Origin of the sequence: Burkholderia sp. AU16482 (assembly GCF_002223285.1) — a bacterium.
Lineage (GTDB): Bacteria > Pseudomonadota > Gammaproteobacteria > Burkholderiales > Burkholderiaceae > Burkholderia > Burkholderia semiarida.
The window spans coordinates 148,641-165,572 of record NZ_NKEY01000007.1 but is presented as its reverse complement, the minus strand read 5'-3'; the positions used below and the strand labels follow the sequence as shown (position 1 = coordinate 165,572).

The window sequence follows — 16,932 nt, the reverse complement described above, 5'->3', positions numbered from 1 at the left end:
GCATTGACCATGATTCCCGAAGTCGACCCCGGGAAGACGATTGCGGTGGGGATCGGAGGGGGGAGTTACCAAGGGTACGCAGCGACTGCGCTCGGGGTATCCGTTCGCTTCAGCGACAACCTGAAAGCGAAGATCGGGGTAGGGATCAGCGGGAGCGCCAGCACTTATGGCGCTGGCGTCTCATATCAATGGTAAAGCGTTGATTTGAGCTCTGGGCGGATGCCGATCCTGTCGGCATCTGCCTGGAGATCTCCCTGTTCGACTGCTAATAAATGTTGCTTCGTCAAATTGGGCGTTTCATGGACAGTTTTCAACAACGCCACGCATGCCGGGTGGAACGATGAGGCCCGCTACGCTCGGGCGTTCCATTAACCACAATCGCAAAAGGCTGCGCCCAGGTGTGGGCATCTCGCTGTTTGCGCGCGACGGCCAGTCGTTGTGGGAAAACGGAATTCACCAGAACATCGCGTTCCTTGCGATGATGCTCAAGCGCTCGGACCGCGTCGGCCCCGTCTATTTCCTGAACGGCGGCGACGCGAATGCGCTGCCGGCCGGTCTCGACCTCGACGGCCTCGACATCCCGCTCGTGAAACCCGTCGACGTCACGCATGAGCTCGACGTCGTGATCGAGATGGGCGCGCAACTGCCGGCCGAATGGCTCAAGCATGTGAAGGCACTCGGCACGAAGCTCGTCGCATGCTACGTCGGCCATACCTACAGCGGCCTCGCCGAAACGCCGATCTTCGACAAGCCTTCGGGACACATCTTCAACGGCACGCAGTTCGACGAAGTGTGGGTGCTCGAAAAGTCGCAAAAGATCGACGTGCCGCTGCTGCGCACGCTCACGCGCGCGCCGGTCCATACGATTCCGCATCTGTGGTCGCCGTACTTTCTCGATCGCCGTATCGCCGCGCTGACGGGCGAAGGCATGACGTTCGGCTATCGGCCTGGTCTCCGCGCGTGGGATCTCGCGACGCTCGAACCGAACATCTCGGTCGTGAAGTCCTGCCATTACCCGATGCTTGTTTGCGACGAGTTCTACCGCGCGCATCCCGAGGCCGTCCAGCATCTGTTCGTCGTCAATTCGATACACATGAAGGCACATCCTACCTTCGTGCATTTCGCGAACAGCCTCGATCTCGTACGCCGGCATAAGGCGACGTTCGAACCGCGCACCGACCTGCCGGGCTTCATGGCGCGCCATGCGGATGCCGTCGTGTCGCACCATTGGGAAAATCCGCAGAACTACCTGTACTACGACGTGTTATATGGCGGCTATCCGCTGATCCACAATTCGACGCTGCTCGGCGATGCCGGCTACTACTACCCCGACTTCGATTCCGTCGCGGGCAGCCAGGCGCTGCTCGAAGCGTGGCTGCATCACGACGAGCGGCTTGACGACTATCGCGCGAAAGCTGACCAGCTGCTGCGATCGGTCTCGATCGACAACCCCGCCAACCTGGACGCGTTCGTTGCGCGCCTGGCCGCATGAACCGGCCCATACGCGTGTCGGAAGCCCATGTGCGTCCAGCGCCCGGCGAGGGCGGGCGCTTCGTCGTCGGCGTATCGCCGTTCGTTCATCGCACCGGCCAGTGGCTGCGGGGCGACGGGATTTTTCGGAACCTCGGGTTTCTGTGTCGGTGGTCGCCAAAGGTTCGCGGAACGCCACGTTTTTCGTCCGAGTGTATGACGACGACATGAGCTACTGCACGAAGGCGATGGTGCAATATGCCCTTGCACGGGATACAGGATCTTACGGGACGCCGGACCTGAGAACGGCCGCCGTAGTGCTGGCTGCGACAGCTTGCGATCGATTGATGCTGTGCGCTCAGCCGATCTTGAGCGTACAAGATGGTGAACGGGTTTTGTATCACGAATGCCTGGTGCGACTTCGCGGCACCGACGATCAACCGATCACATATCCGTCGGCGTTTATTCCCAGTCTGGAACGGCTTGGACTCATGCGCTTCCTGGACCGCTATGTCATTGGCATGGCCATCGAGTTCCTGGAGTCGAACTTCAACATTCGATTGGGCGTCAATATTTCCGCGCAAAGTGCGAATGAGATCGGAGGATGGGCATCGGTTCTTCGGCTGCTTGAAGGCAGACCGGACATAGCGTCTCGTCTTGTGGTGGAGATTACCGAAACTACGCAGTTGTCACCCGTAACAGGTCGAGTATTTGTCGAGCACCTGCGGCGTATCGGCTGTAGTATCGCCCTGGACGATTTTGGCGACGGGTTCAGCGTGGAGAATCGCGCGGTGATTTCTTCGCCCGAAATCATCAAGATTTCTGGTCGAATGTTACCGACGGGCGAATACGACGAGATACATCTCGAGCAGTTCAAGAAATTGGTGACGAGTGCCCGAGACCAGGCATCTCAGGTGGTGGTGGAGGGGATAGAAAGCGCCGACGCATTGCGCACCGCCTCGCTGGCCGGGGCTCACTGGTTGCAAGGCTACTACACTGGCAAGCCGAGCCGGTTGAGAATGACAGAGCAGTCCGCAGGCGGATCGGTCGGGCGCTCGATGCAGCAATTCGAGCGTATCGCCAATGCGGTGATCGATCCGCACATGGACCGAAAGATACACGGCGACGCGAGGCGCGCCTTTGCGGCCGGACTTGCAAGCGCGTTGTATGGCAGGCGTTCCGCTATCGCAACGAGTATGCGCAGTTACCTGACGGACGCGATGGAAAAACACGCGGAAACACACAATACATCATCAGTGCGACTGCTTCGGTGTTTTGCCATGCTCGGTCGAATCAATGGCCAGGAATTGGCACGCTCGATGAAATCGGGAGTCGACTTGTGAATGGTCGATATCGGAATTCTCAAGCGCCAAGCGCCCAGCGGTTCAACCTGGAGGAATAAACGGAAATGGCGACCACCAGACCAGTATCTCGCGCCCGCGGACGTCTCGTCGTCGGCGTGTCGCTGTTCGTGCGCGGCGCCGGCCAGTCGCTGTGGGAAAACGGCATTTTCCAGAACTGCCTGCTGCTGATCCTGCTGCTGCGCCAGTCGCCGCTCGTCGCGGATGCCGTGATGGTCAACGGCAGCGAACAGGTCGCCGATCCGCAGATGATGCTCGGCGAGTGGAACGTGCCGCTGCTGTCGATGGACGAAGCGCTCGAGCGCTGCGACGTGCTGATCGAGATGAGCGCGCAATTCGGCGCGGACTACCTGCGCGCGTTCCGCGAGCGCGGCGGCAAGGTCGTCACGATGCGGGTCGGCAACGACTACGTGATCGACATCGAGCGCGCGATGTTCGACAAGCCGTCGGGCTTCCTGTTCTCGGGCGCGCCGTACGACGCGGTGTGGACGATTCCCGAGTTCGAGCGCTCGTGCCTGCACTACTACCGGACGGGCCTGCGCGCACCGGTCACGATCGTCCCGCACATCTGGCATCCGATGCTGTTCGACAAGGCGCGCGCGACGCTCGGCGCCGGTTTGACGTTCGGCTATCAGCCCGGCAAGCCGCGCTGGCGCGTGACGATGTTCGAGCCGAACATCTGCATGGTGAAGACCAGCATCATTCCGATGCTGATCACGGAGGAAGCCTACCGCGCGAATCCGGCGTTCCTCGAGTTCGTGCGCGTGTGCAACACGATCCACCTGAAGGAACATCCGACGTTCGTGCACTTCGCGAAGAGCCTAGACATCGTGAACCACGGCATCACGACGTTCGAAAGCCGCTACGCGGTGTACGAATTCATGGCCGCGTACGGCGATGCGGTGGTGTCGCACACGTGGGAGAACGCGCAGAACTACCTGTACTACGAACTGCTGTACGGCGACTATCCGCTGATCCACAACTCGCCGTTCCTCGGCAAGGCCGGGTATTTCTATCCGGACTTCGATTGTCAGGAGGGGGGATGGGCACTCTTGCAGGCATTTTCAGAGCACGACGCGAACCTCGACGAGTACCGCGGAAAATCGAAATACGTGCTCGACTCGGTCAGCATCTACAACCCAGAGAACGTCGCGGCCTATACGGACGCAATCGCCGTTCTCTATCGCGACGCGTAATGCGCCGACCTTTCCGGACCCCGACAATGAACGCACGCCTGACCCTCACCCGCGCAAAATGGCTGATTGGCTGCGCCGCCGCATCGATCGCGATCGGCGCACACGCGCAATCTTCCGGTGAATCGGCCGACACGCTGCTCCGCGATTCCGATGCGGTATTCAAGCAACTCGATTCCGGCCTGTACGGCGCGGTATGGACCGACGCCGCACCGTTCCTCAAGGCGCGCATCGAGCAGGACCAGTTCACGGCGCAGATGCAGCAAGCACGCCAGTCGGTCGGCGCGGTGAGCCATCGCGGCTGGGCGCAGGTCACGCGCATCCGCTACGAGCACGCAAGCGGGATCCCCGGCGGGCTCTACGCGAACGTCGATTACGCGACGACGCTGGCGAGCGGCGCCACCATGTTCGAGAAGCTGAGCTTCCGCCTCGAGCCCGACGGCCGCTGGCACTTGACTGGCTACGTACCGCGAAGAGAGCAGAATTTTATCCAGTAGATCGTTGATCTTCGGGGACGGATAGATCGCTTCCCATCTGTTCCGGCGATCGAACTCGCGAAGCATCACCCGCCACGTCGACCAGAAGCCGGGAACAACCTGGGTCGCTTGCTGCATGACGCCGGCCGCCTGAGCGAGGCCGTCGCGTGTCTGAGACGTGCGTTGACGCCCGATCCTGGCCGTGTGCCGACGATATTCAACCTGAACCCTGCTCCTGCTCGCGATGGGGCAGTACGAGGAGGGCTGCGGCTTTACGAGGCGCGCTACCGACTCTCGTCGCATTGGGCGCTGATGCATCGAATCACGTTACGCCGGACCTGCCTGCGCCGCGGCGGGGGCGAGACGTTCGACGGGAAGTCGCTCATCGTCTGGCCGGGACAGGGGCTCGGCGATGTCGTGCAGTTCGCGCGGTATCTGCCGATGCTGAAGCGGCACGGGCTGGCGACGCTGACGGTTAGTGTGGCCAGCTGCGCTGACGCGCCTGTTGCATCGGTCGACAGGGTCGATCGTTGCGTAACGCCCGGCGATGTGACTACATTGCCGGCGCACGATTATGCGTGTCGAATCATGAGCTTGCCGATGCTGTGCGAGACGGCGGTCGACACGATCCCCGCGACGTTTCCGTATTTACACGTTCTGGCGCCGCTGGTCGAGCGGTAGCGCAGCAACGTGCCGGCCGCAGGCTTCAAGGTTGGGCTAGTGTGGGCTGGCGATCCCCGAGCCGGTCAAGCAAATGCGCACGCGACGGACCGTCGGCGCTCGCGGTCGGCGACCGCGAGTAATCGTCGATACAACGGTAATGGAAAATACGTCGATATTTGCGACTAACCGAATGCTTTTTTGCCTGCCAGCTGGAATTGCCGATCGGCACGTTCGTCGCTTCATCGATGGAGATTTCAGGGTACGTGCCGAGGCCTGCGTCGCTTGCCAGTCACACGGCGAGGCCCACTTGCAGCCCGATTTCGTTGGAGCGAGCAGAGTCCAGTCACCTTGCCGTCGAAGAGGGGTTTGCCGCTTGGTTTGAGCGCTTTGGCTTGTTTGTCGGTTAGCATCGGTTTTTGGCCCATCGCGTAGCCCATCGGGGATGACTGGACAGGCTGGATGGAGTCAGAGCAAATTGGATGGGTTGAAGACGCAAGTTATTGATTTGTTGAAGAACAATAGGATTTCACTGGATGTCCCTGGACGATAATCTGGCAGACGTGACCGAATCCGTTTCCACGCCTCGCTCCCGTTCCGCCCGTTCATCGGCCCGTTCCCGCCCGCGCTCGGCCGCTGCCGCAGGCAGCACGTCCGCCGGGGCGACGGCGCGATCCGGCAGCGCAGCGGCTGGCGACGCGTCGCGCGACGAACGGACGCTCGACCTGTTCGGCGATCCGGTGCTCGAGCCCGGCGAGCGCATGCCGGTTGCGGTGCGCGATGAAGCGATCGCGGAAGCCGACGAGTCGGCCGGCGCCGACGACGGGCGACAGGCCACGCTGGATGGATTCAGCCCGCCGGCGGATGCGGCTGCCGCGGGGCTCGGGGAAGCGGAAAGTGCGGCGGCGCCCGATGTGGCAACCGCGGTTGTTTCGACGCCTGAAGGCGGTTTGGCCGCGAACATCAACGGTACATCTGCAGAGGATCGTGCAACGGAGGCAGTGGATTTGCCTGCCGGCGATCGCGTCGTCACGCAGGTCGACGTGCCGGTGATCGATGGCGCCGCGAAGGCCGAGACGACACTGCAAGCCGCCGATGGCGAGGCGGCGCAGGCGGCGGAATCGCAGGCGACAGACGGCGAAGTCGCGAAGCCTGCGGTCGAGGCGGCAGTCGTCAAATCCCGCGAAGGGAAATCTTCCGGTGATGCCGTGAAGGAACGCCGCGCGTCGTCGGGCGGCAAGCGCCGAGCGGCTACCGGGACCAACGAAGCGGCGGCAACGCAAACCGTAGCGGTTGCAACGAGCGTCGGCTCGAAGCCGGAATCGCTTGAATCGAACCTGCCGCCGCTCGCCGCCGCGCCGGTCGAGCCGCAGACACCGGCACAACCGGCACGACCGCCCGAACCGGCCATCGCCGCGCATGCTCCGAAGCCCCGCGACACAGCTGCGCAGCCGGACGCTTCGTCGCCGCCGGTCACGCAGCCCGTGGCCTCCGCCGCATCGTTCGTGACCAAGCCATCGTCGGAGCGTGCACAACCGGCCGCGCCGGCCTTCGATCCGGACACGCACCTGCGTCCGCTGACCGACCGGCTCGCCGCGCTGCAATCCGACGTGGATGGCCTGACGGGCGCGGCCGATCGCGAGATGCGCCGCGTCAACCGGCTGCTGCTCGCGCTGGCCGTCGTCGTGCTGGCCGCGCTCGTCGCGCTGGTGCTGCAAACCCGGCAGATCGCGCACCTGAAGCAGGACGTTGCCACCAAGCAGCAGCGGATCGATCGCCTCGCGGCGGATCTGTCGACGCAGCAGGCCACGCTGATGACGCTCGAGGAGCATCACGAAGCGCTCCTGTCGCAAGTCGACCGGCTTCAGCGCAACGCAAACCGCGAGGCGGCTGTGGCGAAACGGGTTCGCCGCGCGCGTTAATCCTTCCGACCCTATCCTGTAACCCCGACGGAGCAAGGGTCGCCGTTCCGCGACGGCGATCGGCTGTCGTCCACCTGCGGCAAACCGATGCACTCGCTGGCAGAGTTCAGGGAAAACCCTTAGAATGGAGCTCATCTAAGGGAAAACCCTAGCCACATCTGTCAGGAGTCTCACATGAGCTTCATCCTCGCCCTGCTGCAAAAGATCGACGACCTGTTCGTGTCCCCGCACCTGCCGCTCGACGCCGACTACTCGTACGCCGCGCGTCACGCGGAAGCCGAGCGCGTGCGCCGTGCGCACCTCGTGCCGATCGTCGTGTACCGTCGCTGATTCGCTGATTCGCTGATTCGCTGATTCGCTGATTCGCTGATTCGCTGATTCGCTGATTCGCTGATTCGCTGATTTGGCGCGGCGCCCCTGCCTGCCCGTTTCCACCGCCGCGTCGCGCGCCGGTGCGAGTGTCCCGCTACACTGGAAGTTCGATTCCGTTCACGGCGACCGGGCCATGCTGCAGATGCGGCCGATGACGGCCGGCGAATTCCGCGCGTACCGCACGCGAGCCATTGGCGGCTACGCGAGCGATCTCGTTTCCTCCGGGCAAAATGCTGTCGAAGACGCGGCCGATCGTGCGCGCGCCTGTTTCGACATGCTGCTGCCGGACGGCCTGCTGACCGCCGGCCAGACCCTCGTCACGCTCATCGACGCCGCCACCGGCGACACTGTGGGCGACCTCTGGTACGCGATCGTCCACGAAGGGCCGAACCGTACGCTGTTCATCTACGATCTCGACATCATTCCGTCCCGGCGCCGCCAGGGCTGGGCCACGCGCGCGCTCGGAGCGCTCGACGCCGAGGCGCGCCGGTACGGCGTCACCGAGATCGGGCTGTCGGTGTTCAATCACAACGCGGCGGCGCGTGCGCTGTATCGCGCGTGTGGGTTCGTACCGATTACCACGACGTTGATCAAGCCGGTCGTGTCGGGCTGAATCCGTCGGCCCGGGTGCGTCCTCACATGCTGCCGGTTCGGCACGCCGCATAGCCGGCCAACACCGGCACGCTTCCTTATCCTTCCCGTTGGCCAAACGCCCCGTTCGGCCATCCGGCAATCACCGCCTGCCGCCTCAACGCGCGCGGCCTTTCCATCTCCGCAACAGCAACGCGTTGGTCACGACGCTGACGCTGGAAAACGCCATCGCCGCACCCGCGATCACCGGGTTCAGCAACCCGAGCGCGGCGAGCGGCACGCCGACCAGGTTGTAGATGAACGCCCAGAACAGGTTCTGCTGGATCTTGCGATACGTGCGTTTGGAGATGTCGATTGCGTCGGCGACGAGCGCCGGGTCGCCGCGCATCAGCGTGATGCCGGCCGTGTGCATCGCGACGTCGGTGCCGGTCGCCATCGCGATGCCGACATCGGCCGCGGCGAGCGCGGGCGCATCGTTGATGCCGTCGCCGACCATCGCGACGATCCCGCCGTGCGTGCGCTTCAGCGCCGCGACGACGCGCGCCTTGTCGTCGGGTAGCACCTGCGCGTGCACTTCGCCGATGCCGAGCGCCGCCGCGACGGCCGCCGCGCTGCCGCGATTGTCGCCCGTCACGAGCGCGCTCGCGACGCCGCGCGCCGACAGCGCCGCGATCGCGTCGCGGGCGCCCGGCTTCACGGTGTCGCCGAAGGCGATCAGCGCGAGCACCGCGCGCGGTGCATCGGCACGCATCAGCCACGAGATCGTGTTGCCCGCGCGTTCGAGTTCCGCTGCGCGCGCGTCGAGCGCCGGCGGCACCGCGATGCCGAGTTCGTCGCGCCAGCGCGTGCTGCCGAGCGCGAGCCGCTGCCCGCCGACGTGCGCTTCCACGCCGCGCCCGGCCACCGCGCGTGCGTCGGTCGCGACGACCGACTCCGCCGCGCCGCCATGTGCAGCCACGTCCGCGTCATGCGCGGCGACCACCGCACGCGCGAGCGGATGGTCGCTCTGCCGCTGCACGGCCGCGGCGAGCGCCAGCGCTTCGTCGCGCGGCACGTCGACGGCGTCGAACGCCGTCACGGACGGTTTGCCTTCGGTCAGCGTGCCGGTCTTGTCGAACGCGATCACGGTCGTGCGCTGCGCGAGCTCGAGCGCCTGCGCGTCCTTGATCAGCACGCCGTGCCGGGCCGCGACGCCCGTGCCGGCCATGATCGCGGCGGGCGTCGCGAGACCGAGCGCGCACGGACACGCGATCACGAGCACCGCGACCGCGTTGAGGATCGCGGTTTCCATCCCGGCGCCGGCGAGCAGCCAGCCGATGAGCGTCAGCACCGCGATGCCGAGGATCGCAGGCACGAAGACCTCGCTGACGCGATCGACGAGCCGCTGGATCGGCGCCTTCTCGGCCTGCGCGGATTCGACGAGGCGGATGATGCGCGCGAGCGTCGTTTCAGCACCGATCGCGGTGGTTTCGACGACGAGCGCGCCTTCGCCGTTGATCGAGCCGGCCGTGACGGCATCGCCGTCGTCCTTCGGCACGGGCAGGCTTTCGCCGGTGATCAGCGATTCGTCGATGTGCGAGCGGCCCGACACGATCCGCCCGTCGACGGGCACGCGCTCGCCGGGCCGGATGCCGACGTGCGTGCCGACGCGCACCTGCGACAGCGGCACGTCGCGTTCGACGCCATCCTCGACGACGCGCGCGCGGTCGGGGCGCAGCGCGTTCAGCGCGCGGATCGCTTCGGTGGTCTGGCGCTTCGCGCGCGATTCGAGCCACTTGCCGAAGCGCACGAGCGTGACGATGACGGCCGACGCCTCGAAATACAGATGGCCGGGATGCGCGGGATCGCGCAGCAGCATCCACAGGCTCAGCCCGTACGCGGCCGACGTGCCGAGCGCGACCAGCAGGTCCATGTTGCCGGTGCGCGCCTTCACCGCATGCCAGGCCGCGCGGTAGAAGCGCGCGCCGAAGCCGAACTGCACGATCGATGCGAGCACGAGCTGGAGCCAGCCGGGCAGCATCAGGTCGATGCCGAACGGCGCGGCGAGCATCGGCGCGACGAGCGGCGCGCTCAGCACGGCGGCCGCGATCACGAGGTTGCGTTCGCGGATCGCTTCGCGGCGCTTGCGTGCGTCGGGGTCCTGCGCGGGGCCGGCCGGTCGTGCATCGGCGCCGATCGTTGCGCCGGCGGGCGAGGTGGCGGGAAGCGATGCACGGTAGCCGGCCGTGGTGACTGCGGCGATCAACGTGGCGGCATCGAGTGCGCCGGCGCCGTGCACCGACGCGCGCTCGGTCGCGAGATTGACCGTCGCGCGCGCGACGCCCGGCACGGCGGCGAGCGCTTTTTCGACGCGGCCGGCGCAGGACGCGCAGGTCATGCCGCCGATGTCGAGTTCGACGTCGGCGGAAGCGGAGGTGACGACGGGCGTGGCGACGGCAGCCGGCGTCGCGCCGTAGCCGGCCTGTTTCACCGCTTCGACAAGCTGGGCGGTGGATACGTCAGCCGACGCGTCGACCGTCGCGCGTTCGGTCGCGAGGTTGACCGATGCGCGCGTGACGCCCGGCACCTTCGCGAGCGCCTTCTCGACGCGCGACACGCATGACGCGCAGGTCATGCCGTCGATGTCGAGTTCGATCGTCGCGGTGGCAGCCGGCGCAGGCGGTGGCGCCGCGTGTGGCGCGTTCTCCGACGAAGGCGTGGCCGCGACCGTTTCGGTTACCGCTTCGCGCACGGTTGCGCGGTAGCCGGCCTCGCCGATCGCGTCGACGAGCCGGCCGGGCTCGACCGCCTCCTGCGCGGTAACCGTCGCCGCATGCGCGTCGAGATCGACCGCCGCATCGACGACGCCCGGCACGGCGGCCAGCGCGCGCTGCACGCGGCCCGTGCAACCGCCGCAATGCATGCCGTCGACGCTCAGCTCGATCGTTTGCAGCGCCGCGGAGGCGAGTGGTTCAGTCATGTCGGATTCCCCAAAAGCGCGGTTCGTGCCGCGGATGGTTCCAGTATCAACATTCCCATGATGGTAAGGTCAAGTACCGGCGGCGATGCGGCGCAAGTCGATGCACGCAGGGTGTCACAACACGGAAAAAGCGATCGCCCGGCTTCCAGACGGAAAGCCGGTGCGCGCTGAGGACCAAGCTTGGCGCTCGCGAGGCGTTTACGGGCAACTGGCTGAGGGTGCCGGCGCTGTTCCGGATTTTTGCTGAATCCGGCGAACTATTTCAGATTTTTTGACGGTTCGACTAGCGTTTCACCCGTTATTCGGCATATTGGGGGATGCCCTTAGGCGCTATGATACCGGCCTGACATCAGCGCCCACCGTGACGAAACGTTGCGAGACGGTCATCCGGGCACGCTGGGGTGCCTTGTTCGCGTTCGTGAGACGAACAAGGCGTTGACTGAAAAGAACGATATTCGGCCAGTAATCGATGATTGAAAACCAGCGAGAATCAGTTTCCCTGCGACGCGCGTGCGCGTCGCTGGCGATGGCGGCATTGCTTGCAGGATGCGCGTCGCAACCAGACGCGATCCAGCGGAAAACCGGCTGGATGCGCGCGGAAGTCGCCGACTCCTATATCTATGCGTATCCGCTCGTGCTGATGGACGTCGCGAAGGAAGCGGCGACGGGCGGCGACGGTGCGCAACCGGGGCAGGCGCCGCTCAACACGCTGCGCCACGCGCAGGCGCTGCCGCCCGTCGGTGCGGTCAACCCGCCGCTGCCGGGCGTCGACACGCTCGACTCCACCGGCTGGCTCGACGTCGCCGCCGAACCCGTGATCGTCACGCTGCCCGACACGCGCGGCCGCTACTGGGACGCACGCGCGCTCGACATGTGGACGAACGTGCTGTGGTCGTCGTCGAGCGTCGCGGCGCGCGGCCCCCGTGGCGCCGGGCGATCGCAAACGATTGCCTTCGCCGCGAAGGACTGGCAGGGCACGCTGCCGAAGGGCGTGCTGCGCGTCGACGTGCCGTCCGCCAATGCGTGGCTCGAAGTGCGGCTGCAGACGAGCGGCGGGCGCGACCTGACCAACGTGAAGAAACTGCAGCGCGCGATCCGCGTGGTGCCGCTGTCCGTCTACACCGGCGCCGAGCGCGGCGCGTCGGTGGCGGTCCATGCGGGCAGCGCGCCGTCCGAAGCGGTGGGCGGCGGCACGCCGGCCGAGCAGGTGGCCGCGCTCGATCCGAAGGCGTTCTTCACGCGCTTCGCGCGGGCGCTGCAGGACAATCCGCCGCCGGCCGACGACGCGCACGCGCAGGAATCGCTCGCCGACATCGGCGTGACAGCCGGCTACCCGGTGCTGTGGACGGGCGACCGTCTCACGGCCGCGACGGCCGGCGTCGCCGAGGCGCGCGCGCGGCTCGCGACGCCGCCGTCGAACCTGCTGAACGCGAACGGCTGGACCTGGATCGGCGACACGGCCGGCAAGTACGGCCAGGACTACGCGCTGCGCGCGTACGCGGCCTACACGCAATTCGGCACCGCGACGCGCGACGACGAGACGCTCGCGATCACCCGCGTCGACAGCGACGGCCATGCGTTGAACGGTGCAAACCGCTACGTGCTGCATTTCGCGCCGGGTGCGCTGCCGCCGGTGCGCGCGTTCTGGACGCTCACGCCGTACACGACCAACGGCGCGCTGCCCGACGTCGGGTCGGCGCGCCGCTCGCTCGGCGATCGCGACCGGCTGCGCCGCAACCGTGACGGTTCGATCGACGTCGTCGTGTCGGCGTCGCCGGGCGGTACGCATGCGGCGAACTGGCTGCCGGCGCCGCGTACCGATTTCGCGCTCGCGTTGCGCCTGTACGCGCCGAAGCCGCAAGCGAGCGACGGGTCGTGGATGCCGCCCGCCATCGTCCGGAAATGACCGGTTGACCGCCGCCGTTGTCCGGCCGCCGGGCGCGGCGGCGGCGCCCGACCGCCGTACCGCCACCTCCTGAGCCTATACTTTCGGGATAGCGTGCGCGGCCGCCCGGTTTTCCGGCGCGGCCCGGCATCCATTCCCGAGGCATTCAAGCATGGCAAGCGCAGACAAAGAAACCTTACCCTCGACCCTCCATGCCCTCGGCGGCGTTGCACGCTCGCGCCGGGCCCGGCGTATCGGCATCGGCGTGCTGATCTTCCTCGTTTTATTCGGACTGCTCGGCTTCTTCGCGGCGCCGCCGCTGATCCGCCATGTCGCCGAACAGCAGTTGAGCAAGCAGCTCGACCGGCCGGCCACGATCCAGCGCATCGCACTGAACCCGTACACGCTGAACCTCGAAGCCGAAGGCATCCACCTCGGCGAGCGCGGCGGCCAGGGCGACTTCATCGACATCGGCAAGCTCGTCGTGAGGCCGTCGTGGTCGTCGCTGTTCCGCGGCGCGCCGATCGTCAACGAAATCCGGCTCGATTCGCCGCGCTTTCACGTCGTCCGCTACGACGCGCAGCGCTTCAACTTCACCGATCTGATCGAGAAGTTCTCGTCGCCGTCGCCGACGCCCGACAGCAAGCCGACGCAGTTCTCGGTATCGAACATCCAGGTCAACGACGGCCGGATCGATTTCGACGATCGCCTGCTGAACGAAAAGCACGTCGTCGACCACTGGACGCTCGGCATTCCGTACATCGCGACGCTGGCCTCGAAGACGGACATCTTCGTCGAGCCGAAGCTGCGCGCGCGCTTCGACGGCAGCCCGATCTCGATCGACGGCAAGACCAAGCCGTTCGCGCAGTCGCGCGAATCGGAGATCGCGCTGAAGTTCGACCGGCTCGACGTGCCGAAGCTGATCTCGTACGTGCCGGCGAAGCTGCCGGTGACCGTGACGAGCGGCCTGCTGAGCAGCAACCTCACGGTCAATTTCGTGATGAGCGGCGAGACGCCCGCGCTGCGCGTGTCGGGCACCGTCGACCTGAACGACGCGAAGGTGACCGACCGCACGTCGGCGCCGCTGTTCGCCGCGCGCGGCGTGCACGTCGCGGCGGCTGGCCTCGAGCCGCTGCGCAACGCCATGCACTTCGACGAGATCCGGCTCGACCAGCCGGTGGTCGACCTGTCGCGCGACAAGCAGGGCGTGCTGAACGTCGAGAAGCTCGTCGTGCAGCCGGCCGCCGCGCCGAAGGCCGAAACCGGCAAGCCGGCCGCGTCGGCCGCCGCCGTTTCCGCTGGGTCCGGCGCATCCGCCGCGTCCGGTGCCACCGTCGTCGCCGCCAGCGGCGCGAAGGCCGAAGGCGGCGTCGCCGCGAAGGCAGCGCCGCCGCTCGACCTGACGATTCGCCATGTCGCGATCGACGGCGGCACGATCAACGTCGACGACCGCGTGCCGGCGACGCCGACCGCGATCTCGCTGACGAAGCTCGCCGCGACGCTCGACGGCTTCTCGCTGCAGGGCAAGACGCCCGCGAAATACACGCTGTCGACGTCGCTGTCGCGCGGCGGCGACGTGAAGGCCGAAGGTGCGTTCAACCTCGCGGCGAAGCAGGCCGACACGAAGCTGACGGTGGCCGCGCTCGCGCTGCCCGCGCTGCAGCCGTACCTCGGCGAGGCGACGCGTGCGCGCGTGCTCGACGGCATGCTCGGCGCGACCGTCAACGCGAAGACCGACTGGGGCAAGACGCCGCTCGCCGCGGAAGTCGCCGACAGCACGGTCAGCCTGAAATCGCTGAAGATCGCCGCGCCGGACAACAAGGCGCCGGCCATCGTCCTGCCCGACGCAACCGCGAAGATCGCGAAGGTCGACGTCGCCGCGCGCGCCGCGGAGATCGCCAGCGTCGACGCGAGCGGGCTCGCGCTCGACGTGAAGCGCCTGAAGGACGGCAAGATCGACCTCGCGGCGCTGGCCGAACCTGCGCAGGCGGCGGTGCCGCCGCGCACGGTCGCGCGCAAGGCGCAGGCCGCCGCGCCGTCGTGGCACTACCGGATCGATGCGCTGAACGTGAAGGACGCTGCGGCGAACTTCACCGACCTGTCGACGCCGCGCCCGGTGAAGCTCGCGATCAAGCCGCTCGACCTGTCGGTGCAGAAGATCAGCGACGACCTGACGAAGCCGTTGCCCGTGCAACTGAAGGCGACGCTGAACCGCAAGGGCGCGCTGAACGTAACGGGCGACGTGACCGCGCAGCCGCTGAAGCTGGGCCTGAAGATCAACGGCAACCGCCTCGACGCGGCCGCGTTCGAGCCGTATTTCGGCAGCGCGCTGAACGCGACGATTGCCAGCGCGCTGCTCAACGCGCAGGGCAACCTGACGTTCGCGCAGGTGAAGGACACGCCGCGCGCCACCTATCGCGGCGACGTCGCGCTGGTCGACGTGCGGATGCTCGACAAGGCGACCTCCGACCCGTTCGCCGGCTGGCGCTCGCTCGCGCTGTCGAACCTGAAGGCGAACTACGACGAGAAGGGCACCGACGTCGACGCCGCGCGCGTGACGTTCTCGAACTTCTACGGCCGCGTGCTGCTCGACGCGCAGGGGCGGCTGAACCTGAAGGACGTGGTGGCGAAGGAGACGGGCCCCGCGCAGTCGCTCACGCGCGACGCGAGCAAGGGCGAACCGGTGCCGCTGTCGCCGGGCGTGACGCCGCCGGACGCCGCGCAGGCCGCATCGGCCGCGGCCGCGCAGCAGGCGTCCGTGCCGGCCGCCGCGTCGGCGACGGTGGTCGTGAAGGCCGCGCCGCAGCCGCGGAACCCGGTGCGGATGCACTTCGGCGAACTGGTGCTGCAGAACGGCCGCGTCACGTATACGGACAACTTCATCAAGCCGAACTACACGGCGAACCTCGTCGCGATCAAGGGCACGGTCGGCGCGTTCGGCACGGATTCGACGACGTCCGCGCCGGTCGACGTCGCCGCGAACCTCGCGGGCAACGGGCCCATCTCGATCAAGGGCTCGGTGAACCCGCTGATCGAGAAGCCGGCGCTCGACCTCACGGCGACCGCGCACGACATCGAGCTGACCAATCTGACGCCGTATTCGGCGAAGTACGCGGGCTATCCGATCACGAAGGGCAAGCTCAACGTCGATCTGCACTACCAGCTCGCGAACGATCAGCTGTCGGCGAACAACCACATCTTCATCGACCAGTTGACGTTCGGCGACCACATCGAGAACGACACGGCGACGAAGCTGCCGGTGAAGCTCGCGATCTCGCTCTTGAAGAACACGCGCGGCCAGATCGACGTGAACCTGCCGGTGTCGGGTTCGCTGTCGAATCCGGAATTCAGCGTCGGCGGGCTGATCTGGCGCGCGGTGCTGAACCTGATCGCGAAGGCCGTCACGTCGCCGTTCACGCTGCTCGCGAATGCGTTCGGCGGGGGCGGCGGCGAGGATCTCGGCTACGTCGAGTTCGCGCCGGGTTCGTATGTGCTGACCGACGCGCAGGAGAAGAAGCTCGACACGGTCGTGAAGATGCTGACCGAGAAGCCGTCGATCCGCCTCGACCTGATCGGCCGCGTCGATCCGGCGCAGGACACGCCGGGGCTGCGCGACGCGTACGTCGAGCGGCTGGTGCGTCAGCAGAAGCTGAAGGACGTGATCGGCCAGGGCGAAAGCATCGATCCGATGTCGGTGAAGGTCGACAAGGCCGAATACTCGAAATACCTGACGCGCGCGTACAAGGCCGCCGACTTCAAGAAGCCGCGCAACCTCGTCGGCCTGCAGAAGACGCTGCCCGACGCGGACATGAAGCAGGCGCTCGCCGATCACGCACCCGCCGACGACAACGCGCTGCGTGCGCTCGCTCAGCAGCGCGCGCAGGCCGTGCGCCAGTATCTCGACGGCAAGATCGATTCGAGCCGCATGTTCGTCGTCGCGCCGAAGCTCGATGCGAAGGGCATCTCGGACAAGGGCGCGACGACCCGCGTCGACTTCGGGCTGCAGTAAGCGTTATCGCCAGCCGTCATCCGCCGCCGCGCCC

The 16,932-nt window shown here is 66.5% G+C and carries 12 protein-coding genes; 11 read left to right on the top strand and 1 reads right to left on the bottom strand.

The window, feature by feature from the left end:
- Positions 1-9 precede the first annotated feature (9 nt).
- From CFB35_RS35720 to CFB35_RS27640, 9 genes are all read left to right on the top strand, one after another.
- Positions 10-195: a YadA C-terminal domain-containing protein gene (locus CFB35_RS35720; protein ID WP_290370972.1), complete on the top strand. Its 186-nt coding sequence runs from the start codon at positions 10-12 to the stop codon at positions 193-195.
- Positions 196-340: 145 nt separating this feature from the next.
- The gene (locus tag CFB35_RS27670; protein WP_089465841.1) at positions 341-1,492 is read left to right on the top strand and encodes a DUF2827 domain-containing protein; all 1,152 of its coding nucleotides are present in this window, start codon (positions 341-343) and stop codon (positions 1,490-1,492) included.
- 205 nt (positions 1,493-1,697) lie between these two features.
- Positions 1,698-2,813 carry an EAL domain-containing protein gene (locus CFB35_RS27665; protein ID WP_143328765.1) on the top strand — a complete coding sequence of 372 codons (1,116 nt, stop codon included), beginning with the start codon at positions 1,698-1,700 and terminating at the stop codon, positions 2,811-2,813.
- A gap of 65 nt (positions 2,814-2,878) precedes the next feature.
- A complete protein-coding gene (locus CFB35_RS27660) occupies positions 2,879-4,027 on the top strand; it encodes a DUF2827 domain-containing protein (RefSeq protein ID WP_089465839.1) in 1,149 nt (382 codons plus the stop codon).
- Positions 4,028-4,053: 26 nt separating this feature from the next.
- On the top strand, positions 4,054-4,521 hold the full coding sequence (locus tag CFB35_RS27655) for a DUF4019 domain-containing protein (RefSeq protein ID WP_089465838.1): 468 nt from the start codon (positions 4,054-4,056) through the stop codon (positions 4,519-4,521).
- 162 nt (positions 4,522-4,683) lie between these two features.
- On the top strand, positions 4,684-5,181 hold the full coding sequence (locus CFB35_RS27650; protein WP_143328764.1) for a hypothetical protein: 498 nt from the start codon (positions 4,684-4,686) through the stop codon (positions 5,179-5,181).
- A 542-nt stretch (positions 5,182-5,723) separates the two neighbouring features.
- Positions 5,724-7,082 carry a flagellar hook-length control protein FliK gene (locus tag CFB35_RS27645; RefSeq protein WP_089465836.1) on the top strand — a complete coding sequence of 453 codons (1,359 nt, stop codon included), beginning with the start codon at positions 5,724-5,726 and terminating at the stop codon, positions 7,080-7,082.
- Between the two features lie 174 nt (positions 7,083-7,256).
- Positions 7,257-7,412, top strand: coding sequence for a hypothetical protein (locus CFB35_RS35130; protein ID WP_167351646.1), 156 nt, complete (start codon positions 7,257-7,259; stop codon positions 7,410-7,412).
- A gap of 175 nt (positions 7,413-7,587) precedes the next feature.
- Positions 7,588-8,067 carry an N-acetyltransferase gene (locus CFB35_RS27640; RefSeq protein ID WP_089465835.1) on the top strand — a complete coding sequence of 160 codons (480 nt, stop codon included), beginning with the start codon at positions 7,588-7,590 and terminating at the stop codon, positions 8,065-8,067.
- Between the two features lie 135 nt (positions 8,068-8,202).
- Here CFB35_RS27640 and CFB35_RS27635 read toward each other — a convergent pair whose 3' ends face one another.
- Entirely contained in the window at positions 8,203-11,004 is a 2,802-nt protein-coding gene (locus tag CFB35_RS27635) for a heavy metal translocating P-type ATPase (protein WP_089465834.1), read from the bottom strand.
- A 469-nt stretch (positions 11,005-11,473) separates the two neighbouring features.
- Here CFB35_RS27635 and CFB35_RS27630 point away from each other — a divergent pair, with 469 nt between their 5' ends.
- Entirely contained in the window at positions 11,474-12,910 is a 1,437-nt protein-coding gene (locus CFB35_RS27630; RefSeq protein WP_059581835.1) for a DUF1254 domain-containing protein, read from the top strand.
- A gap of 151 nt (positions 12,911-13,061) precedes the next feature.
- Entirely contained in the window at positions 13,062-16,898 is a 3,837-nt protein-coding gene (locus CFB35_RS27625) for a DUF748 domain-containing protein (RefSeq protein ID WP_059581838.1), read from the top strand.
- The last annotated feature ends 34 nt before the right edge of the window (positions 16,899-16,932 follow it).

What these genes read in the sequence shown, in the direction of transcription:
- CFB35_RS35720 (WP_290370972.1), top strand. Translation starts at nt 10, where the DNA reads ATGATTCCCGAAGTCGACCCCGGGAAGACGATTGCGGTGGGGATCGGA.
- CFB35_RS27670 (WP_089465841.1), top strand. Translation starts at nt 341, where the DNA reads ATGAGGCCCGCTACGCTCGGGCGTTCCATTAACCACAATCGCAAAAGG.
- CFB35_RS27665 (WP_143328765.1), top strand. Translation starts at nt 1,698, where the DNA reads ATGAGCTACTGCACGAAGGCGATGGTGCAATATGCCCTTGCACGGGAT.
- CFB35_RS27660 (WP_089465839.1), top strand. Translation starts at nt 2,879, where the DNA reads ATGGCGACCACCAGACCAGTATCTCGCGCCCGCGGACGTCTCGTCGTC.
- CFB35_RS27655 (WP_089465838.1), top strand. Translation starts at nt 4,054, where the DNA reads ATGAACGCACGCCTGACCCTCACCCGCGCAAAATGGCTGATTGGCTGC.
- CFB35_RS35130 (WP_167351646.1), top strand. Translation starts at nt 7,257, where the DNA reads ATGAGCTTCATCCTCGCCCTGCTGCAAAAGATCGACGACCTGTTCGTG.
- CFB35_RS27640 (WP_089465835.1), top strand. Translation starts at nt 7,588, where the DNA reads ATGCTGCAGATGCGGCCGATGACGGCCGGCGAATTCCGCGCGTACCGC.
- CFB35_RS27635 (WP_089465834.1), bottom strand. Translation starts at nt 11,004, where the DNA reads ATGACTGAACCACTCGCCTCCGCGGCGCTGCAAACGATCGAGCTGAGC.
- CFB35_RS27630 (WP_059581835.1), top strand. Translation starts at nt 11,474, where the DNA reads ATGATTGAAAACCAGCGAGAATCAGTTTCCCTGCGACGCGCGTGCGCG.
- CFB35_RS27625 (WP_059581838.1), top strand. Translation starts at nt 13,062, where the DNA reads ATGGCAAGCGCAGACAAAGAAACCTTACCCTCGACCCTCCATGCCCTC.